We start from the raw sequence: 16229 nt of genomic DNA, 5'->3' as shown, positions 1-16229 counted from the left end.
TTTATATGATTGGCCTACACGCTTTCTTCATAAGAGAGCGGAATTGGGAGGAAGTTATGCGTTGTCCACGCTGCGCCTTTACTGGAAATGACCAGAATGGCACCTGTCCACGTTGTGGATATCATCAGGAATCAACCTCTTCAGGTAATAGGCAACTTCGATCTATCCATATGAAACCGGTGCCCCCGATAGAATCAGGTGAATTTACTTTGATGCGTGGTGATGTACTGCACAAAGGACGTTATCGTCTGATAGAAGAGGTTGCCCTCCCCAAGAATCAACAAGGGGTCGCGTGGTCTGCAACTGATACGCGTTCCGCACGAAACCGTGTCCTCCTCTATCGAATGGCATTCCCCGATAAAACAGAGGCAGAGGCGTGGCAAGCTATCAAGGCCATTGTGCTCCGTTTGACACAGTTATCTCAATATCCAGGTTTCCCAACTGTTGTTGAGGTATTTAATGAATACAAATCCTATTATATCGTTCTACCCTATCCCACAGGAGAAAGCCTTGCGTCTCTGATGCAACGGCAGGGTGGAGCAATACCGGAACGCGATATTGCGGAATATGGACGACAAGTGTGCCAAATGTTAGAGGTTTTCGCCAGCCAGCGGCCGCCAGTAATACATGGTGCCATCAGCCCAGAGACGGTTATTGTCAACCCATCGACACATCAGGTATCCCTTATTTATATCCCCTTGTTTCCACTAAAACCGCTTACTAAGGACAGTATCTCATCAGGTTACACGGCTCCAGAGCAGGTACGAGGCGATATCAAGCCATCATCAGACCTTTACTCACTTGCCGCGACATTACACCATGCGGTTACAGGTTTTGATCCCAGGGAACGCTTGATCCATTTTTATCCTCCCGCCCGCCGCCTGAACCCTGTAGTCACCTTGGGTATGGAAGCTACACTTTCCAAAGGATTGCGCCTCTCAGTCCCTCAACGTTACGCAACCCCCTCCGATATGTTACAGGATCTTAGAAACCTGATTGCATCCTACCCTCCCGTTTCAGAGCTTCCTCAGCTTAACAGGCCTTTTCCACTTGAGGGCAAACCTTCGCCACGAATAAGTCGACGCAATATCGTGTTCGCCTTATTAGGGGTAGGCGCTGTTCTTGCCCTTCTCCTTACACTCCTGCTACCCATTCTTAATAGCGCCAACCAAACAGCACAAATGAAAAGTGCCCAGCAGGCAGCCTGGCGCGATGAGATGGCATTAGAGCAGCAAACGTTCACAAAGCAAGGAATCGGCATCAGTGATGGTCGCTTCGTCTTTGACACCTATCCAGGTCGCAATGATGTTGCGTTAAAACAGCAAGCAGCCCAGGCACTACAGCACAATGATCTGGCGAACGCAGTTAACTTCTTCTCTCAGGCAGTTTCAGCAGATCCAACGGATGGAGAGGTCCAGATCTATAACGAAAATCTGCACGTGCTCCAGAGTAATTCGCCCTATGTCACAATTGTGCTCGGCATCGCGTTTGATGAGAGCGCTGACGACTTACTACGGGCCAGGCCCGACACGCAAGGTGCCTTTATTGCCCAGTACGAGATCAACAAATACGGATTGCTTGGCCATGGGCTGAAATTGCGCATTCTGCTTGATAGTTGTGGAGCACACCGGGCGGATGTAGCGACGGTGGCACAATTTGTTGCGAACCGCGTTAGTAAGGCTGGAAATCCAGACCACATCGTTAGCGTAGAAGGCTGGCCCTTTAGCTCCCAGACCATCAACGCGCTTGACATTATTACTTCCACACAATTACCGATAGTATCACCTGCCTCCAGTGTAAAACTGAGTGGTAGCAGTCCCTATTTCTTCCGCATAGATCCTCCTGATGACATAGAAGGGAACCTGCTGGCTAAAACGGCAGCACAACAATTGCATGCCAAAACAATCCTCGTTTCACGCGACTCCACCGACCCTTATAGTGTGTCATTAGCCGATGCATTTAGTGCCAGCGCGACAAAACTTGGTATACAGGTAATTAACAGTCCAGGCGACTATTTCAAGGAATCGACATCAACTGTCACTGATTTTCAGAAGATAATCACCGATGCTCAGACTCATGAAGCCAATCTTATTTTCATTGCGGGATACAGCATTGATGGGATACGCCTGGCACATGCCCTCGGTAATGAGATAAGAATAGCCCCAAACAATACAGTCCTTGCCAATCTCAATATTTTAGGTGGTGATGGCGTAGATACAAACCTCGTTATAGGGCAGGGAAATGGGCCGGATGCCCAGATCGCTACAGAGTTTCCACAAGATATGCGGCACCTGATCTTTACGGCTTATTGCGCTCCAGACGAATGGGATCTTCAAGGTATCCCCAAGAAAGAGCAACCAGCCTTCTTCAGCGATTGGAACAATTTCTATAGCAGTTCGGGAGTGGCAAACAATAACGCTCCCCCACCCGGAAATGATTCGATGCTCGCAACTGATGCTATTCAGGTTATTGCCAGAGCCGTCTCGCTAATCCATGGAGAGGTAACAGGCCAGGCCACCCGTGATGCCCTAGCCTCCCTGGGAAAGGGTACAACTCCGGCATTTCAGGGCGTAAGTGGACGCATTCTGTTCGATAATCGAGGGAACCCGATTGATAAAGCAATGGTTGTCTTACAAGTCGCGTCAAGCAACAATCGCAATATCATCCAATTGCAGCATGTCATCGGTACATTCCGCTAATAATAACTTGACACTCCCCTGAATAAATCCAGGGGAGTGTCAATGTAACAGTATAGCCTACGTTCCTGGCATAGAAGAGACCCTGATAAATTTTACCTTTATCAGAGCCTCACAGTTCGTGTCGAACGATTGCGTATAGAGAACCGAGGCAGAGAAACGCACGCATTACAGCACCGGCATTGGTACTTCTGAGAGTTCCTCCTGGCCAGAGATTTCACGTCTCATCGTCGCCTCTGCATCTTTATCGCGTACCTGGAGGGTAATGCCCACGCCGATGAGGACAAGCACAGCGGCGATGGCAAAGGCAATCTGATAGGCGGACAGATTGGGGACCGGGATGCCCTGCGTTCCGGGGCGTGAGAGTCCGACGATGCTGAGCACTGTACTCATTACCGCAATCCCAAGGGCCGACCCCAGTTGCCAGAGCACATTGTAGACGGCTGTTGCTCTGCCCATCTGTGCGGGCGTGATCGTGGCGAAGGCCGCCGTTTGCATGGAGAGAAACATATAGGCCATGCCTCCACCCATTAAAAACAGCAGGATGCGGATCAGCCAAAGACTCGTGTTGCCATCCACGAAACACATAAACACCATCATCCCGGTAGCCCAGAGCAACCCCCCGATCGTCAGGCGGCGCGGACCGATACGTCCGTAGAGGCGCGAAACAATCTGCATTGACGCAACTACACCTATCGATTCAGGGAAAGTTGTCAGACCAGAAAGGAGCGCCGATATGCCGCGTCCCTCCTGTAAATAGAGCGGGGCCACAAAAAGAACGCCCAGAAAGCCCGCGCTACCGAATAAGCCGACCAGCGTACAGGTGCGAAAGATATGATTGCCGAACAGTCGCAGGTCAATCATTGGCGTTGGCGTGCATAGTTCAACGATCACGAAGGCGGCCAGTAAGAGCAGGCCGATGATGGCGCTACTCAGAATGCTCGGAGAGGTCCAGCCAAAGGATGCCCCTTCACTTAATGCATACATCGTCAGAGCCAGACCGACGCCAGCCAGCACAAAGCCGGGCAGATCGAAGCGTTCATCGGCAGCCTGTCGATGCTCTTGCAGGTAGAGCAGGCCAAAGATCGTTGCCGCGATCCCAAAGGGAATATTCACATAGAAGATCCAGCGCCATGATAATTGATCTACAAAGAAGCCGCCGATCACTGGACCGGTGGCTGGTGCAAGAACCGTTGGAATCATCAGGATGCTTGACAGACGAATCCGTTCCGATGGTGGAAATGTGCGATAGAGAATGGCTGTGCCGACTGGTAGGAGTGCTCCCCTGCCAGTCCCTGTAAAGCCCGAAAGGTCACCAGTGTCTCAATATTCCAAGCCAGGCCACAGAGCGCGGAGGCCAGGCTGAAAAGCGCCAGGGCCGACAAAAAAATCTGTTTTGTTCCCCAGCGATCCCCCATCCACCCTGATACAGGAATAATAACTGATAAACTTACGATATACACTACCATTACAATATTAATAGATGTGCCTGCCATATGAAACTGTTTACTCAGTGAAGGTAAGGCCACCGTAACGATTGTTCCGTCCATAATGCTCATAAATAATGCCGCGACGAAAACAATGCTTACACTTACCTTCGGATTGAGACGAAACCGGTGCATGAAAGGAATCCTCCAGGGAAATAGACATCCATATGATTTTTTATACAATACAATGCATGCTAGAATGATGTCAGCTTAAAAGTGTCGCCAGTTTGAGCAAAGAACAATGGTTGCATGCAGACGCACCTCGTTTAGATAGAGAGGAATACTGTTGAATTTACTCTATCCTGCTATAACTGCTAACAGTCCTGCTGATGAACTTATTCCAGTTGTGTTGCAAGAAATAAGCTGATCTGCTACATTCAAGAAAAGAGTTTTCAACAGTTCTCAAAAAGAGAGGAGAATGTAGGCAAAGCGTGGCAAGATGCTCATAAAGTACCTTCTCCTAGACAGATGCGAAAAAACGTTCTATGCTAGAAGCAATACGAGGTTTTGACATCTATCAGGAGCGGTGGGCAATGATTCGCGCGCATAAGATACGCCTGCATCCCACAGAAGAGCAGAAAGGCTATTTTGTCAGAGCTGTAGGTGTTGCTCGTTTTACATGGAACTGGGCACTGGCGGAGTGGAACCGGCAGTATCAAGCGGGCGAGAACCCAACGGCCTTGAAATTAAAGAAGCAATTCAACCAGATCCGACGGCAAGAGTACCCCTGGACCTGGGAGGTCACCAAGAATGCCTCCGATCAGCCGTTCCTCGATCTGGCAAAAGCTTGGGCCGCGTATTTTGACGGCTTGAAACAGGGAAAAAAGACCGGTCGGCCCACATTCAAGAGCAAGAAGAAAAGCAAACTGAGCTTTTATCTGGCCAATGATCAATTCGAGCTTGGGGACCATCGGATCTGGGTACCCAAACTCGGCTGGGTGAATATGGCAGAGACGTTGCGCTTTGTGGGCAAAGTAACAGGCGCGCGCATTACCAAAACGGCAGACTGGTGGTTTGTCTCGATTCAGATCGAACTCCCGGATACGATCCCGGCAAAGAAACCAGCTGCCTGTGGCATCGATGTGGGACTGAACCGACTGGCGACCTTGAGTACCGGCGAGGGATACGAGAACCAAGCCTTCCTCAAAACGGCACTCAAGAAACTTCGTCAGGCGAACAAGCGGCTCCATCGTCGCACGCGCGGCTCAAAAAATCGAGAGAAAGCTCGCCGACAGGTGGCACGACTGCATTATTATCTTCTATATGGACTATTCATCAAGTATTGGAAATTCCGTCACACGCAAGTTCGTACAACCATAGGGGATCAGTGTGAGATCCTCAACGGGCTGCGCTGATGAGACTGGAGAAACAGGGAGCGGACCGGCGGCATTGTGTTCAAGCGTCCAAGAAGGGATTCGCCTCCCCTTTACCCTCAGATGCACAGAGGCTCCTTCTGGAGAGAAAGGGACTGCGCCTGGTGAATGAAAGACTGCGTGGCAGGAATGCTCTGGATGTGCCCTATCCATCTTGAGTGCATAGTTCCAAGGTCCTTTTGGATGGACCTCCCAATCAGCATGTGGAGGCTCGCCTCGAATCTGCTTCCATTCTTCTTCTATTTTCAGAGCATAGACGAGAGGGCCTCGCTCAACCGAGACACTGGCATGATAGCGCGTTTGTGCGTGTATCTGCATAGGAAGGTGCAGACAAATGAGAGCGGGCCGATGCCATTCTTGTTCAACGCGATAATAGGTGCCAGGTTGCATTGGCTCTTGCCTACCATCCTCCAGAATAATATGAGCACCTTCAGCCCAGGTTGGAACACGTAAAAGAAGGGGGAAACGTATCGGACATTCAGTAGAGACGACAATGTGTACTGTTTCACTAAAAGGATAGTTCGAATCCACTTGAATCTGCATTGGTATTCCTAACACCTGAGTGGCAATGGTACAGGGAGCATAGGTCAGTGCTGCCAGTCCTTCGTCCTGGGTTCTCATCCATAAATGCGTCGCAAACTTCGGCCAGCCCTGATGCATATTGGCCGTACAGCACCCAAAGTGTGGTTCCAGGCCAAAAATGTTTGCATCCGCCCCATTCGTTGTATAGATCTTATCCTCGTCAATTGCACAAATTACCTGGTTTACTTGTTGATCATATTGATGTGCCCACATATCTGGTTTGAACGTCGCAGGAAGAGCATTGAAAGCGATTCTTTCCCAACGATCAGCCAGAGAGATCTCCCCCAGAATAGCCAGAAGCACTTCTAACGAAAACAAGTATTCGACGACAACACATAATTCTGTCCCCTGTGAGGGATTCTTTCCAGCAAGGTTTTCATCTGCCGAGAATACTCCAGTGACTTGTCCATGATAGGTATCGAGCGTCTCAATGATTGTTTGTATGGCTTGGCGGTGCTGTTGCTGTTGCGAGAGGCGATACCACACAGCCGGTTGCTTCAAGGCCATACTTGTGTTGACCCCATGATTTTCATGTTCCCAGGTATCCTGCCTCTCTGTATAGAGAAAATGCTCAAAATGCTCTATCCAATCATAGCTTTGTTGTTGAACAGTCTGTATTAACGCAAGAAGCCAATCCTCTTCTCTTCGCTCATACAGCCAGTACAGAGATAAAACAAGATCGGCACTCCGCATCCGAGCCCATGCCTTCAGTGATTGCAGCGCAAGCAGTTCTTGCAACCTCTGAAAGAAGCGTACCAGAGCTGGGATGATTCGCGAATCTCCTGTGGCCTCCTGATACTGGGTCATGGCTTTGAGTACTACCGATACGGGCCATGGATCATGTTCATATCCATCCTTGTTCTCTTGCAGAGGACCGATCCATCCATCTTCATGTTGGTGATCTAGAATATACGTTATCCAATAGTGAGCCTTGGCCTTCAGATGTTGATTGTCGAGAAGAAAGGCTAAAGGAACCAGACCATCAAGCCAATAGGGACCTCTCTCCCATGCATCTGCTGTTCCACCAATCCAGCCACTGTTTGCAATATCAGGCCAGAATTCGTCGAGGTGCCCGGTCAACCCTTCGGCCTGGATCTGCAACTGACGTAACAGCCACCCAGCTGGACGAATATGGCCTGGTGGAAGAGGATCGAAGGTGGCTCTGACCAGCTTCTTCCTGTTTTGCTGCATGGTTCTTGCTGCCTTTCTAAATCTACTCAAAAGTGCTTACACACCCTCAAATAGATTCAATTGCTGCACTTGCCCCTTACAGGAAGCCACTTTGACTTCTACGCCGCTTTGGGTCGCATGCAGCACACCGCACTCAGGACGAGCCTGAGTGTGTGGCTCTTGCCGAGCAAAAAAACCTCGTCAGGATATTGTGCGCACTATTCTCATCGCGATCCATAACGAGTCCACATTCGACGCAACAATACGTTCTCTTCCACAGTGGCATGGCTTGCAGATTCCCACAGCCACTACACTGCTTGGAGGTATTGCGCTCATCTAAAAAGTGAAGGTCCTTCCCGTACAATTGGCTTTTGTAGGTGAGCATTTGAATGAAAGTGTACAAGCCCCACTCATTGAATACTGCACGATTGAGGTGTTTGTTGCGCTCTCGATGCTCTTTCGTGACCATTTGTCTTTGGGAAAGGTCCCCAACCACAACGGTTCTCTCAACCAGTTTGTGGGCTATCAAGTGTGACGCTTTATGAAGACTATCCTGTTGTTTATTGCGTTTTTTCTGGGAAACGCGCTTGTAGATCTTGCTTAAGTGAAGATATCGACGTGATTTCTTTTTGCACTTGTCACGCTTGGAACGAATCTTATCCAGTTGTTTGTTGTGCCAACGTGCCCCCTTGAAGCCGCCAATGGTATAGACTCTGCCTTGCTCATTGACGCCTGTTGCCAGGGTCTTGATGCCGAGATCAAAAGCAACCGTTCCTTCTGTTTCGTGTCGTTTCTCGTTGCGCTCTCTGACAAATGAGGCAGAGTAGTTGCCTCTGCCATCGCGACTGATCGCCACTTCTCGAAAGCCCTCTGGGGGCGCTTCTGTGAGGCGTGCAACAATGTTGGGATACACCTTTGCACCATGTTTGCCTCCACCACCAGTAGGCAGAATGAGCGTATCGCCTTCAATCTTGAGATACATTGCAGGATAGCAGAGCGTGAAAAAGCAGTGACGTGGGCGTACTCGCGGGAATCCTGGCGTCTCTCCTGCTTTGACTCTGCGATAGAAGGCTTTCATCGCACCATGAAGGCGGTAGTAGACCTCTTGCAGCAGTTTCCCATAGACCTGAACGAGCTCAGGATCATGCTGTTTGCTCTCTTGCAAGCTTCGTTTAGCTTCGTAGAGATCCCACTTCTCGCCCTCTCTGAGCCGCATCACCCACCAGTTGTACAGCCCTCTACACTTGCTTTGCATGAACTCAAGCGTAGCGGCATCCTGCTCGCTCACGTCAATCTTGATCTTTTTGCAAAGCAGCATCTTGTATTGCTTTCTTGTAGGAGCGCAATCCGTGAAGCCGGGCCGAAAAGACGGTCACGATAGCAATCAAATCTCGCACAAGCTCTTGTTCAGGAGAAAGGTTTTCGCCATTGATGACCACGAGTTCGGTATGGTGTCGCTCGCAAAACACTTCAAAGTATTCATAACCAAAGCGAACTAGCCGATCCCGATGGGCAAGAACAATGCGCCGTACCTGACCAAGCTCCACCATCTCCATGAGACGATTGAATTGTTTGCGTTTATAGTTGAGTCCACTACCAATATCTGACATCCATTCATCGACCTTGAGCGAATGCTGGTGACAATAGGCTTCTAACGCTTGTGTTTGATGAAGCAAATCAGGCTTGTGAGCAATCCCAGAGACACGTGAGTAAGCGATGGTGAGACCCTGTTCTGGCGCTTTCAACCCGCGATACTCAAGGTATTGATCGTGCGTATAGTAACGCCTGTTTGATTGTGGAGAACGGTGAGCAACTAATTTGCCTTCACGGTCCCATTTTTGGAGCGTTTTGGTGGACTTGCCAATAAGTTTTCCGAATGCCTGGATATTGTATGTGTTCTTCATAAACACATTTTAACACAATTTAGTGCTTATATCAAAACTGTTTCATAACCTCCTCTCTCTAAAAACAACGACAAGGATCTATAGGATTAATCTCAGGCTGTCCAGGCTCAAGTGTCTTCTCGGCCATTGTTCACCCCTTTTCGCCCTTCTCTTATCAGTGCGCCTGGAAAGGGCCTGGAAATCGAGCTGTGTAGAACGAGTTGAAAGAAGAGACATCGTATGTTGAAAAGGTACGATGTCTCCTCTTCTCTATGAGCGCGATAGGCACGAGAGACACTTCTTACAGTAAACGAGCCAGAAAGCCCCGCTCTTTTAAGGCGGGGATGAATGGCTCTTCCTTGTTTGGGGTGTGGGTGGTGTGGGTTGATAGGTTGGATCATACCACATAAGAAAAACATCGACCGCACGTCGTACTAATTCCGCAACTGGAACACCCTCTTTCTCAGCTTGCTCATGTAATTTTTTGTGTTGTTTTTCATTCAGATAAATGTTTGTACGTTTCATTCTTTCATCTCTTGCATACACCAAAATTTTGATGTATACTATAGCGCAGCAAGAGGAAAGGAGCAAGGGCGTAATGCTCATTTATGAATACAAGTGCGATGGCACCAAAGCACAATACGCAGCTATTGATGAAGCTATTCGTATTGTGCAATTTATTCGGAATAAATGCTTGCGTCTTTGGATGGATGACCATGCAAACAAGAATGATTTGCAATGTTATTGTGCCATTCTTGCCAAAGAGTCCCCCTTTGCTTTTTCTCTTAATTCTCAGGCGCGACAAGTAGCTGCTGATCGTGCATGGTCTGCCATTGCTCGCTTCTATGACAACTGTAAGAGCCATAAGCCCGGCAAGAAGGGCTATCCTCGTTTTCAACATGATAATCGAAGCGTGGAGTACAAACAAACGGGCTGGAAGCTTGAGCCTGATGGCAAGCACATCACGTTCACTGATGGCTGTGGGATTGGTCGATTGCGATTGATCGGCAGCCGTGATCTTGCGACCCGCCCCATCCCTGCTATCAAGCGTGTTCGTCTTATCCGGCGTGCCGATGGCTACTATTGTCAAATTGCCATACAGGCAGAACGACATATTGAGCATGTCCCTACTGGCAATCAGGTAGGAATTGACGTTGGGTTAAAGGCATTCTCTACCGATTCTGAGGGCGTAACTGTCGAAAATCCACGTCACTACCGCAAGGCTGAAAAACGCCTGAAGCGGTTACAACGTCGTCTCTCTCGCAAACAAAAGAAGGGTAAGAATCGCAAGAAAGCCCGTCAAGCCGTTGCAAAAAGCCATTTGAAAGTCCAAAGGCAGCGCGAAGATTTTGCCAGAAAGCAGGCAAACGCGTTGGTCTCATCTAGCGATTTGATAGCCTTTGAAGACTTGCAGATTCGCAATATGGTCAGAAATAGACACCTGGCCAAGAGCATCCACGATGCGGGATGGGGGCAATTTCTGGCCTGGGTCAAATACTATGCGGCAATGCATAGTATCCCTGTTGTGGCTGTTCCGCCACACTACACCAGTCAGAACTGTTCAGCCTGTAGCACGCTGGTCAAGAAGAGCTTGAGCGTCCGAACTCACATATGCACAGGGTGCGGCGTCGTGCTGGATCGAGACCACAACGCCGCAATAAACATTTTGCAAAAAGCGCTCAGTACCGTAGGGCATACGGGAACTGATGCACCTGTGAGTGCATGAAACGCTTCTGGACAGGAAGGCCGCTACTGCCTCTCAGCAATGGGATCAGCAAGTCACCTGGATGAAGGAAGAATCCCCTGGATGTATCCGGGGGAGTGTCAATCTGGCTTAATGGGGAGCCAGACCTGCATGGGTCCAGCCTCACGATTGGCCCAGGCGTAGTAAGGGATGGCGGTCAGCGTCGCCGGGGCGTAGGTCGGTTGTTCCTCGCCATAGGCGCGGTAGAGTTGTTGTTGCCAGCCTGTGTCTGTACGGGCGAAGGCTGATGTTTGAGCAGTGACGACGCCACCCAGAAGGTTTTCAGCGTAGTGCTCGCTCCACTGAAAGTCTTTGGGTAGGTACAAATCCCAGACATCGGCCTCGTGGTCGGCCTGCTCGACACAGTAGACCAGCGGACCGCGCAGTAGAGCAACACGCCCATTGTTGTTTGAGATGTATGGATGGCTGGTCACGGCGCGCATGACCAGTGGTAACACAAGCTCTACCTGATCGCCTGGTTGCCAGGTGCGTTCGATGCGACAATAGCTGCCAGGCTGGATGGGAGGAGCGAGTGTTTCACCATTGATGCTGACCGTCGCGCCATGCGCCCAGGCAGGGATGCGCAGATTGAGACCAAAGGTAGTGTTTGCCTGTTCGGGTTCGATGCTGAGCTTGATCTTACCATCCCAGGGATAGTTGCTGGTCTGCTTACATTTGAGCACGCTACCTTGTGGCAAACGCACATTGGCTTCACTACTCGTGTAGAGGTGAACCCAGAGGTCAGCGTCCGAGGTTGTGTAGATGTAACCCGGAAGCGAGGCCAGCAAGCGCGCTACATTGGGTGGGCAGCAGGCAGTCCCGAACCAGGGCTGACGGCGATGCCTGCCACGGTCCGCCAGGGGATTCTGATAAAAGTAGCTCTCACCATCCAGCGAGATACCAGCGAGCATGCCATTGTAGAGGGTGAGTTCCATAGCGTCGGCATAAAGGGCATTGCCGGTGAGGAGGAGGAGACGCCAGGCCCACATGATATGCGCGATGGCGGCGCAGGTCTCGGTGTACGCCTGATCGTTTGGTAGCTCATAGCTCTCACCAACGGCCTCACCATCGTAGCGTGATCCGACGCCTCCCGTGACATAGACTTTATGCTGCTGTAGGTCCGCCCAGAGGACATTGATCGCATGCAAGAGAGCTTGTTCACCGGTTTCTGTGTAGACATCAGTGGCCCCGGCATAGAGATAGAGAGCACGGACAGCGTGTCCCACTACCTCGTCTTGCTGGCGGAAGGGCGCGTGATCCTGGTAATAGGTCTTGCCGCTGATAATGGGAGGCTGTTGACCACGATTGTCAATGAAGAATTGTGCCAGTTTAAGATAGCGCTCCTCGCCCGTATCGCGGGCCAGTTCGACCAGGGCCATCTCTATCTCAGAGTGTCCACAGGTGCCAGGACGCTTGCCGGGGCCAAAGACGCTATCGATAGAGTCAGCGAAGCGGGTGGCGACATCCAGCAGGGTTGTCTTGCCTGTGGCGCGGTGGTGAGCTACGGCAGCCTGGATCAGGTGTCCCGCGCAGTAGAGTTCGTGCATGACCTGTAAGTCTGTCCAGCGCTTATCGGCGTTCTCGAAGGTAAAATACGTGTTCAGGTAGCCGTCTTCACCCTGGGCGGCGGCGATCAGTCCAATGACCTCATCAACTAGCGCTTCCAGTTTCTCATCCTTCTCGGCTGCAAGCGTCCAGGCTACGGCTTCGGCCCATTTGTACACGTCGGAGTCGTTGAAGAAACGACCCTGGAAGGGACCCTCGATCTGACCCGCCGCGCGCCGGAAGTTGTCGAGACGCCCCGTCTGCACGCATTGCTGGTACTGCGAAGGAAGTGTGATGGTACGGTTGATCTGGCGCCGTGGTTCCCAGAAACGATCTTGCAGGCGCACCTGGCGCAGGTGTAATGGATGCAGGCGTGCCTGTGCGCTGTAAGTGGTATCTACTACGAATGGCTCGAGAAGGTGAGTATGTGATTCCGTTTGTCGCAGAGTCATGGTTTTGTAGATCCTTTCATTGTCAAAAGTGGGCGCGGAAAAGTCACCTTGCTACGATTTTATGGCACCGGCGATCAGGCCATTGATGTAATAGCGCTGAAGCAGCAGGAAAACGATAATACAAGGGAGTATCGTAATAGTCATTCCGGCCTGGATAGCTCCCCAGTCTACCGTTCCATATTGCCCGCTTTGTGCGCTGATGAGATAGACGGGCATAGTGTACTGGTCGCTATCCGTCATAAAGATGAGAGCGGCCAGAAACTCGTTCCAAGCGGCGAATATCGCGAACAGTGCCACAGTGACCACGCCGGGAAAGATGACATGGATGAGCACGCGGTAGAGTACACTTACTGAGGTGCAACCATCAATATAGCCCGCCTCCTCTAACTCTTTAGGCACGCTATCGAATGAGTTGCGCATCATAAAGATGGCGAAAGGGAGTTGGAAGGTCGTGTAGACCAGAGCCAGTCCCAGAAGTGTGTTCTGGAGCCCTAAGGAGTGTAAGAGCAGGAATAGGGGCGTCAGGATGGATTGGAAGGGAATCATCATTGTGGCAAGAATGACCATAAAGATGATGTCTTTCCCCGGAAACTTGAAGCGTGAGAAGCCGTAGCCTCCTAGAATGCTGAGCACGAGCGTCAAGACAACTGTGACAATAACGACAAAGCCGCTATTGAGCAGATAGTTGACGATACCAGTGTTCAAGATGCTGGTATAGTTCTCGAAAGAGATGTGTGACGGCAGAAATGTCGCTGGCGATTGCATGGACTCGCTGGCTGGCTTCAGGCTGGCAAGGATAGACCATCCTATGGGAAAGAGAAAGATCAGGGCGAGTACAGTGCAAACGATATAGTAAAGCGCACGGGTTACAGGCGCTTTGGCCTGAAGGCGGTGCTTTGATTGAACTTTCATTGGGATAGCCATGCTACTTAAGCCTTCCTTTCTCGAAAAAGGACAGCATCTCTAGTATTGAGTGTCATCGCGTAAGAGATATAACTGAATGACGCTCAGGATAATCAGAATGATGAGCAGGATGATAGAAAGCGCCGAGCCGTAGCCAAGCTTGTAGTACGTAAACGAATTATTGTAGATCCAGTACACAACCGTAATCGTGGAGTTTTGTGGACCACCGTGCGTCATAACATAGAACTGGTCGAACGCCAGATATGAGCCAATCACTGAGAGCACAAGCGCCAGCGCTAAGGTACGTTTCAAGAGCGGCAGCATGATATAACGGATGCGCGCCCAGCGTCCAGCGCCATCCACGTTGGCCGCCGCCAGCAACTCATCGGGAATGGCATTCATGCCCACGACCAGGAAGATCATAGTTGAACCTACAGTTTTCCAGACGACCATGATGCCGATAGCAATGAGCGATGTTGTCGAATCCGCAAGCCAGACGATGGGTTCTTTGATGAGATGTAGGCGCAGCAAAACGCTGTCAAAGATGCCAAACTGATCGTTAAACATCCATGTCCAGAGCAGGCTCGCCGTGCTAAGACCAATCACAACGGGGATAAAGTATGCCGTGCGAAAGACTCCTACCCCCGGTACCTGCTGACGAATGAGTAGAGCCAGGATAAAGGCAATAATAAAGATCGCAGGCGTCACAATGATCGTGTATCTGGTTGTGAACCACAGGCTCTGCCAGAATGTGCTATCCGAGGCCATCTGGATATAGTTTTGCAGTCCGATGAAGTGATGGTCACCAAGCAGGGGCCAGTCATAAAGAGACATAACAGCCGTCATGATGAGCGGAACCAGGAAGAAGACCGCCACGAAGAGCACGCTGGGGAGAACGAATAAGATCCCGGCCCAACGCTGTTTCCGCTCGAATCTGCCGGATGCACGCGTCTGCTTTTTCCCTACAAGCACACTTTGACTGCTTTGGGCGTACATAAACATGTCCTTTCTACCAGAAAAGCGCCTTTGAGGGCCCCTGGCTTGAGCCATGGAGGTGCGCAGAGGCGTTCCTTGTTCGGGGAAGGGTGGTCATTTCCGTATTCGCACCCCTCCATGAGAATCCATAGGTATGAACAAGACCTATCGATTCCGGCTGTATCCGACCAAGAAACAGCAACGTCTGCTCAACGAGTGGCTCGCCCTCTGCTGCGAGACCTATAATGCTGCCCTGCAAGAGCGGCGCGATGCCTACCGCATGGCTGGGGTCTCTCTTGGCTTCGCCCACCAGTGCGCGGAACTCCCCGCGTGCAAAGCGGTGCGCCCGGAACTTGCACAGGTCACCGCCCAAAGAACGTGCTCAAGCGCGTCGACCTGGCCTTCCAGGCCTTCTTTCGCGGGCGCAAGAAGGGCGAGAAGATTGGCTTCCCACGCTACAAATCCAGGTTTCGCTATCATAGCCTCACCTTTCCTCAGTACGGCGAGAAGGGCTGTTTCTCCCTCTCGGGCGACGGCAAGCTGGTCCTCTCCAAACTCGGCCATGTCAAGATGGTCCAGCACCGGCGCATGCAGGGCACCCCCAAGACCGCCATCGTCAAGTGCTCCCCCACGGGCAAGTGGTTCGTCTCGATCTGCTGCGCCCAGGTCGGACCCGAGGTCCTGCCCCCGTCAGATGCCTGCGTGGGCGTGGACGTCGGGCTCACCACCTTCGCCACCCTCTCCGATGGCACCGCCATTGCCAACCCCAGGTTCTTTCGCGCGGAAGAGCAGGCTCTCGCCAAGGCCCAACGCCTCCTCGCCAAAACGGCGAAAGGAAGCAAAGAGCGGGCCAAACGCCGTCAAGTGGTCGCCCGGGTGCATGAACGCATCGCCAACCGGCGGGAGAACTTCGTCCAGCAAGAGTCGCGGCGCCTGATCAACCGCTATGGGCTGATTGCGGTTGAGGCCCTGGTGGTCCGCAGCATGGTCAAGAACCCCTCCTTGTCCAAAATCGATCAGTGATGCAGCCTGGTCGGCCTTTTTCGCCGCCCTGGTCGCCAAAGCGGAGGACGCTGGGCGACGCGTGGTGAAAGTGCCCCCTGCATACACCTCACAGACCTGCTCGGCCTGTGGTCATCGCCAGCCCATGCCCCTCTCGGTTCGCCTCTATGAGTGCTCCGCCTGCGGCCTGGTGATCGAGCGAGATCACAATGCCAGCTTGAATATCTTAGAACAAGCCGTGGGACGACACGGCTGCGTCATTCCGCAAGCCCCCGCCTTGTAGGCGTGGGGAGTCGTCACTAAATAGCACGGCGAGAAGTGGCATAAACCAGGAGAATCGCTGTGCCGGAGTATTTAGTCGAGAAGTGACTAAGAGGTATCTCAGGCGATGCCTCGTCGTATATGATGCGACATCGC

The 16229-nt window shown here is 51.4% G+C and carries 10 protein-coding genes and 4 pseudogenes; 6 read left to right on the top strand and 8 right to left on the bottom strand.

Translation table 11 applies throughout. The features are described from left to right. Positions 1 to 212: 212 nt before the first annotated feature. A complete protein-coding gene (locus tag JMJ16_RS02605; protein WP_201378157.1) occupies positions 213 to 2699 on the top strand; it encodes an ABC transporter substrate-binding protein in 2487 nt (828 codons plus the stop codon). A 165-nt stretch (positions 2700 to 2864) separates the two neighbouring features. On the opposite strand, the pseudogene JMJ16_RS02600 reads toward JMJ16_RS02605, so the two are convergent. Further along, positions 2865 to 4246: pseudogene (locus tag JMJ16_RS02600) on the bottom strand (MDR family MFS transporter). Between the two features lie 470 nt (positions 4247 to 4716). On the opposite strand from JMJ16_RS02600, the pseudogene JMJ16_RS02595 reads away from it, so the two are divergent. After that, positions 4717 to 5436 (top strand): annotated as a pseudogene (locus JMJ16_RS02595) (RNA-guided endonuclease InsQ/TnpB family protein); the annotation flags it as partial. Between the two features lie 15 nt (positions 5437 to 5451). Here the strand turns inward: JMJ16_RS02595 and JMJ16_RS02590 are convergent. From JMJ16_RS02590 to JMJ16_RS02575, 4 genes and pseudogenes are all read right to left on the bottom strand, one after another. Further along, positions 5452 to 7329 carry a beta-L-arabinofuranosidase domain-containing protein gene (locus tag JMJ16_RS02590; protein ID WP_201378155.1) on the bottom strand — a complete coding sequence of 626 codons (1878 nt, stop codon included), beginning with the start codon at positions 7327 to 7329 and terminating at the stop codon, positions 5452 to 5454. Between the two features lie 36 nt (positions 7330 to 7365). Then, positions 7366 to 8626: pseudogene (locus JMJ16_RS02585) on the bottom strand (RNA-guided endonuclease InsQ/TnpB family protein). Then, entirely contained in the window at positions 8598 to 9212 is a 615-nt protein-coding gene (locus tag JMJ16_RS02580) for an IS607 family transposase (RefSeq protein WP_201378154.1), read from the bottom strand. Before JMJ16_RS02580 ends, JMJ16_RS02585 begins: the two are co-directional and overlap by 29 nt. A gap of 312 nt (positions 9213 to 9524) precedes the next feature. Then, on the bottom strand, positions 9525 to 9716 hold the full coding sequence (locus JMJ16_RS02575; RefSeq protein ID WP_201378153.1) for a CopG family transcriptional regulator: 192 nt from the start codon (positions 9714 to 9716) through the stop codon (positions 9525 to 9527). 73 nt (positions 9717 to 9789) lie between these two features. On the opposite strand from JMJ16_RS02575, the gene JMJ16_RS02570 reads away from it, so the two are divergent. Then, positions 9790 to 10917 carry an RNA-guided endonuclease TnpB family protein gene (locus JMJ16_RS02570; RefSeq protein WP_201378152.1) on the top strand — a complete coding sequence of 376 codons (1128 nt, stop codon included), beginning with the start codon at positions 9790 to 9792 and terminating at the stop codon, positions 10915 to 10917. 98 nt (positions 10918 to 11015) lie between these two features. On the opposite strand, the gene JMJ16_RS02565 is transcribed toward JMJ16_RS02570, so the two are convergent. From JMJ16_RS02565 to JMJ16_RS02555, 3 genes are read right to left on the bottom strand one after another with little or no spacing between them, the layout of a single operon-like run. Further along, positions 11016 to 12932, bottom strand: a complete 1917-nt coding sequence (locus JMJ16_RS02565; RefSeq protein WP_201378151.1) for a glycoside hydrolase family 127 protein — start codon at positions 12930 to 12932, stop codon at positions 11016 to 11018. Positions 12933 to 12983: 51 nt separating this feature from the next. After that, a complete protein-coding gene (locus tag JMJ16_RS02560) occupies positions 12984 to 13856 on the bottom strand; it encodes a carbohydrate ABC transporter permease (RefSeq protein ID WP_201372814.1) in 873 nt (290 codons plus the stop codon). Between the two features lie 39 nt (positions 13857 to 13895). After that, entirely contained in the window at positions 13896 to 14831 is a 936-nt protein-coding gene (locus JMJ16_RS02555; protein WP_201378150.1) for a carbohydrate ABC transporter permease, read from the bottom strand. Between the two features lie 133 nt (positions 14832 to 14964). Between JMJ16_RS02555 and JMJ16_RS55825 the strand changes: the two are divergent. The 3 genes and pseudogenes from JMJ16_RS55825 to JMJ16_RS53570 all read left to right on the top strand — a co-directional run. Next, a pseudogene (locus JMJ16_RS55825) lies at positions 14965 to 15078 on the top strand (helix-turn-helix domain-containing protein); the annotation flags it as partial. Positions 15079 to 15140: 62 nt separating this feature from the next. Then, positions 15141 to 15833 carry a transposase gene (locus JMJ16_RS53575; protein ID WP_236601150.1) on the top strand — a complete coding sequence of 231 codons (693 nt, stop codon included), beginning with the start codon at positions 15141 to 15143 and terminating at the stop codon, positions 15831 to 15833. Between the two features lie 61 nt (positions 15834 to 15894). Then, complete coding sequence (locus tag JMJ16_RS53570) at positions 15895 to 16095, top strand: transposase (protein ID WP_236601149.1); 201 nt, start codon at positions 15895 to 15897, stop codon at positions 16093 to 16095. The last annotated feature ends 134 nt before the right edge of the window (positions 16096 to 16229 follow it).

This window comes from Ktedonobacter sp. SOSP1-52 (assembly GCF_016587395.1).
The sequence above is the reverse complement of the archived record's forward strand: the minus strand, read 5'-3'. Positions and strand labels throughout refer to the sequence as shown.

What these genes read in the sequence shown, in the direction of transcription:
- JMJ16_RS02605 (WP_201378157.1), top strand. Translation starts at nt 213, where the DNA reads ATGCGTGGTGATGTACTGCACAAAGGACGTTATCGTCTGATAGAAGAG.
- JMJ16_RS02590 (WP_201378155.1), bottom strand. Translation starts at nt 7,329, where the DNA reads ATGCAGCAAAACAGGAAGAAGCTGGTCAGAGCCACCTTCGATCCTCTT.
- JMJ16_RS02580 (WP_201378154.1), bottom strand. Translation starts at nt 9,212, where the DNA reads ATGAAGAACACATACAATATCCAGGCATTCGGAAAACTTATTGGCAAG.
- JMJ16_RS02575 (WP_201378153.1), bottom strand. Translation starts at nt 9,716, where the DNA reads ATGAAACGTACAAACATTTATCTGAATGAAAAACAACACAAAAAATTA.
- JMJ16_RS02570 (WP_201378152.1), top strand. Translation starts at nt 9,790, where the DNA reads ATGCTCATTTATGAATACAAGTGCGATGGCACCAAAGCACAATACGCA.
- JMJ16_RS02565 (WP_201378151.1), bottom strand. Translation starts at nt 12,932, where the DNA reads ATGACTCTGCGACAAACGGAATCACATACTCACCTTCTCGAGCCATTC.
- JMJ16_RS02560 (WP_201372814.1), bottom strand. Translation starts at nt 13,856, where the DNA reads ATGGCTATCCCAATGAAAGTTCAATCAAAGCACCGCCTTCAGGCCAAA.
- JMJ16_RS02555 (WP_201378150.1), bottom strand. Translation starts at nt 14,831, where the DNA reads ATGTACGCCCAAAGCAGTCAAAGTGTGCTTGTAGGGAAAAAGCAGACG.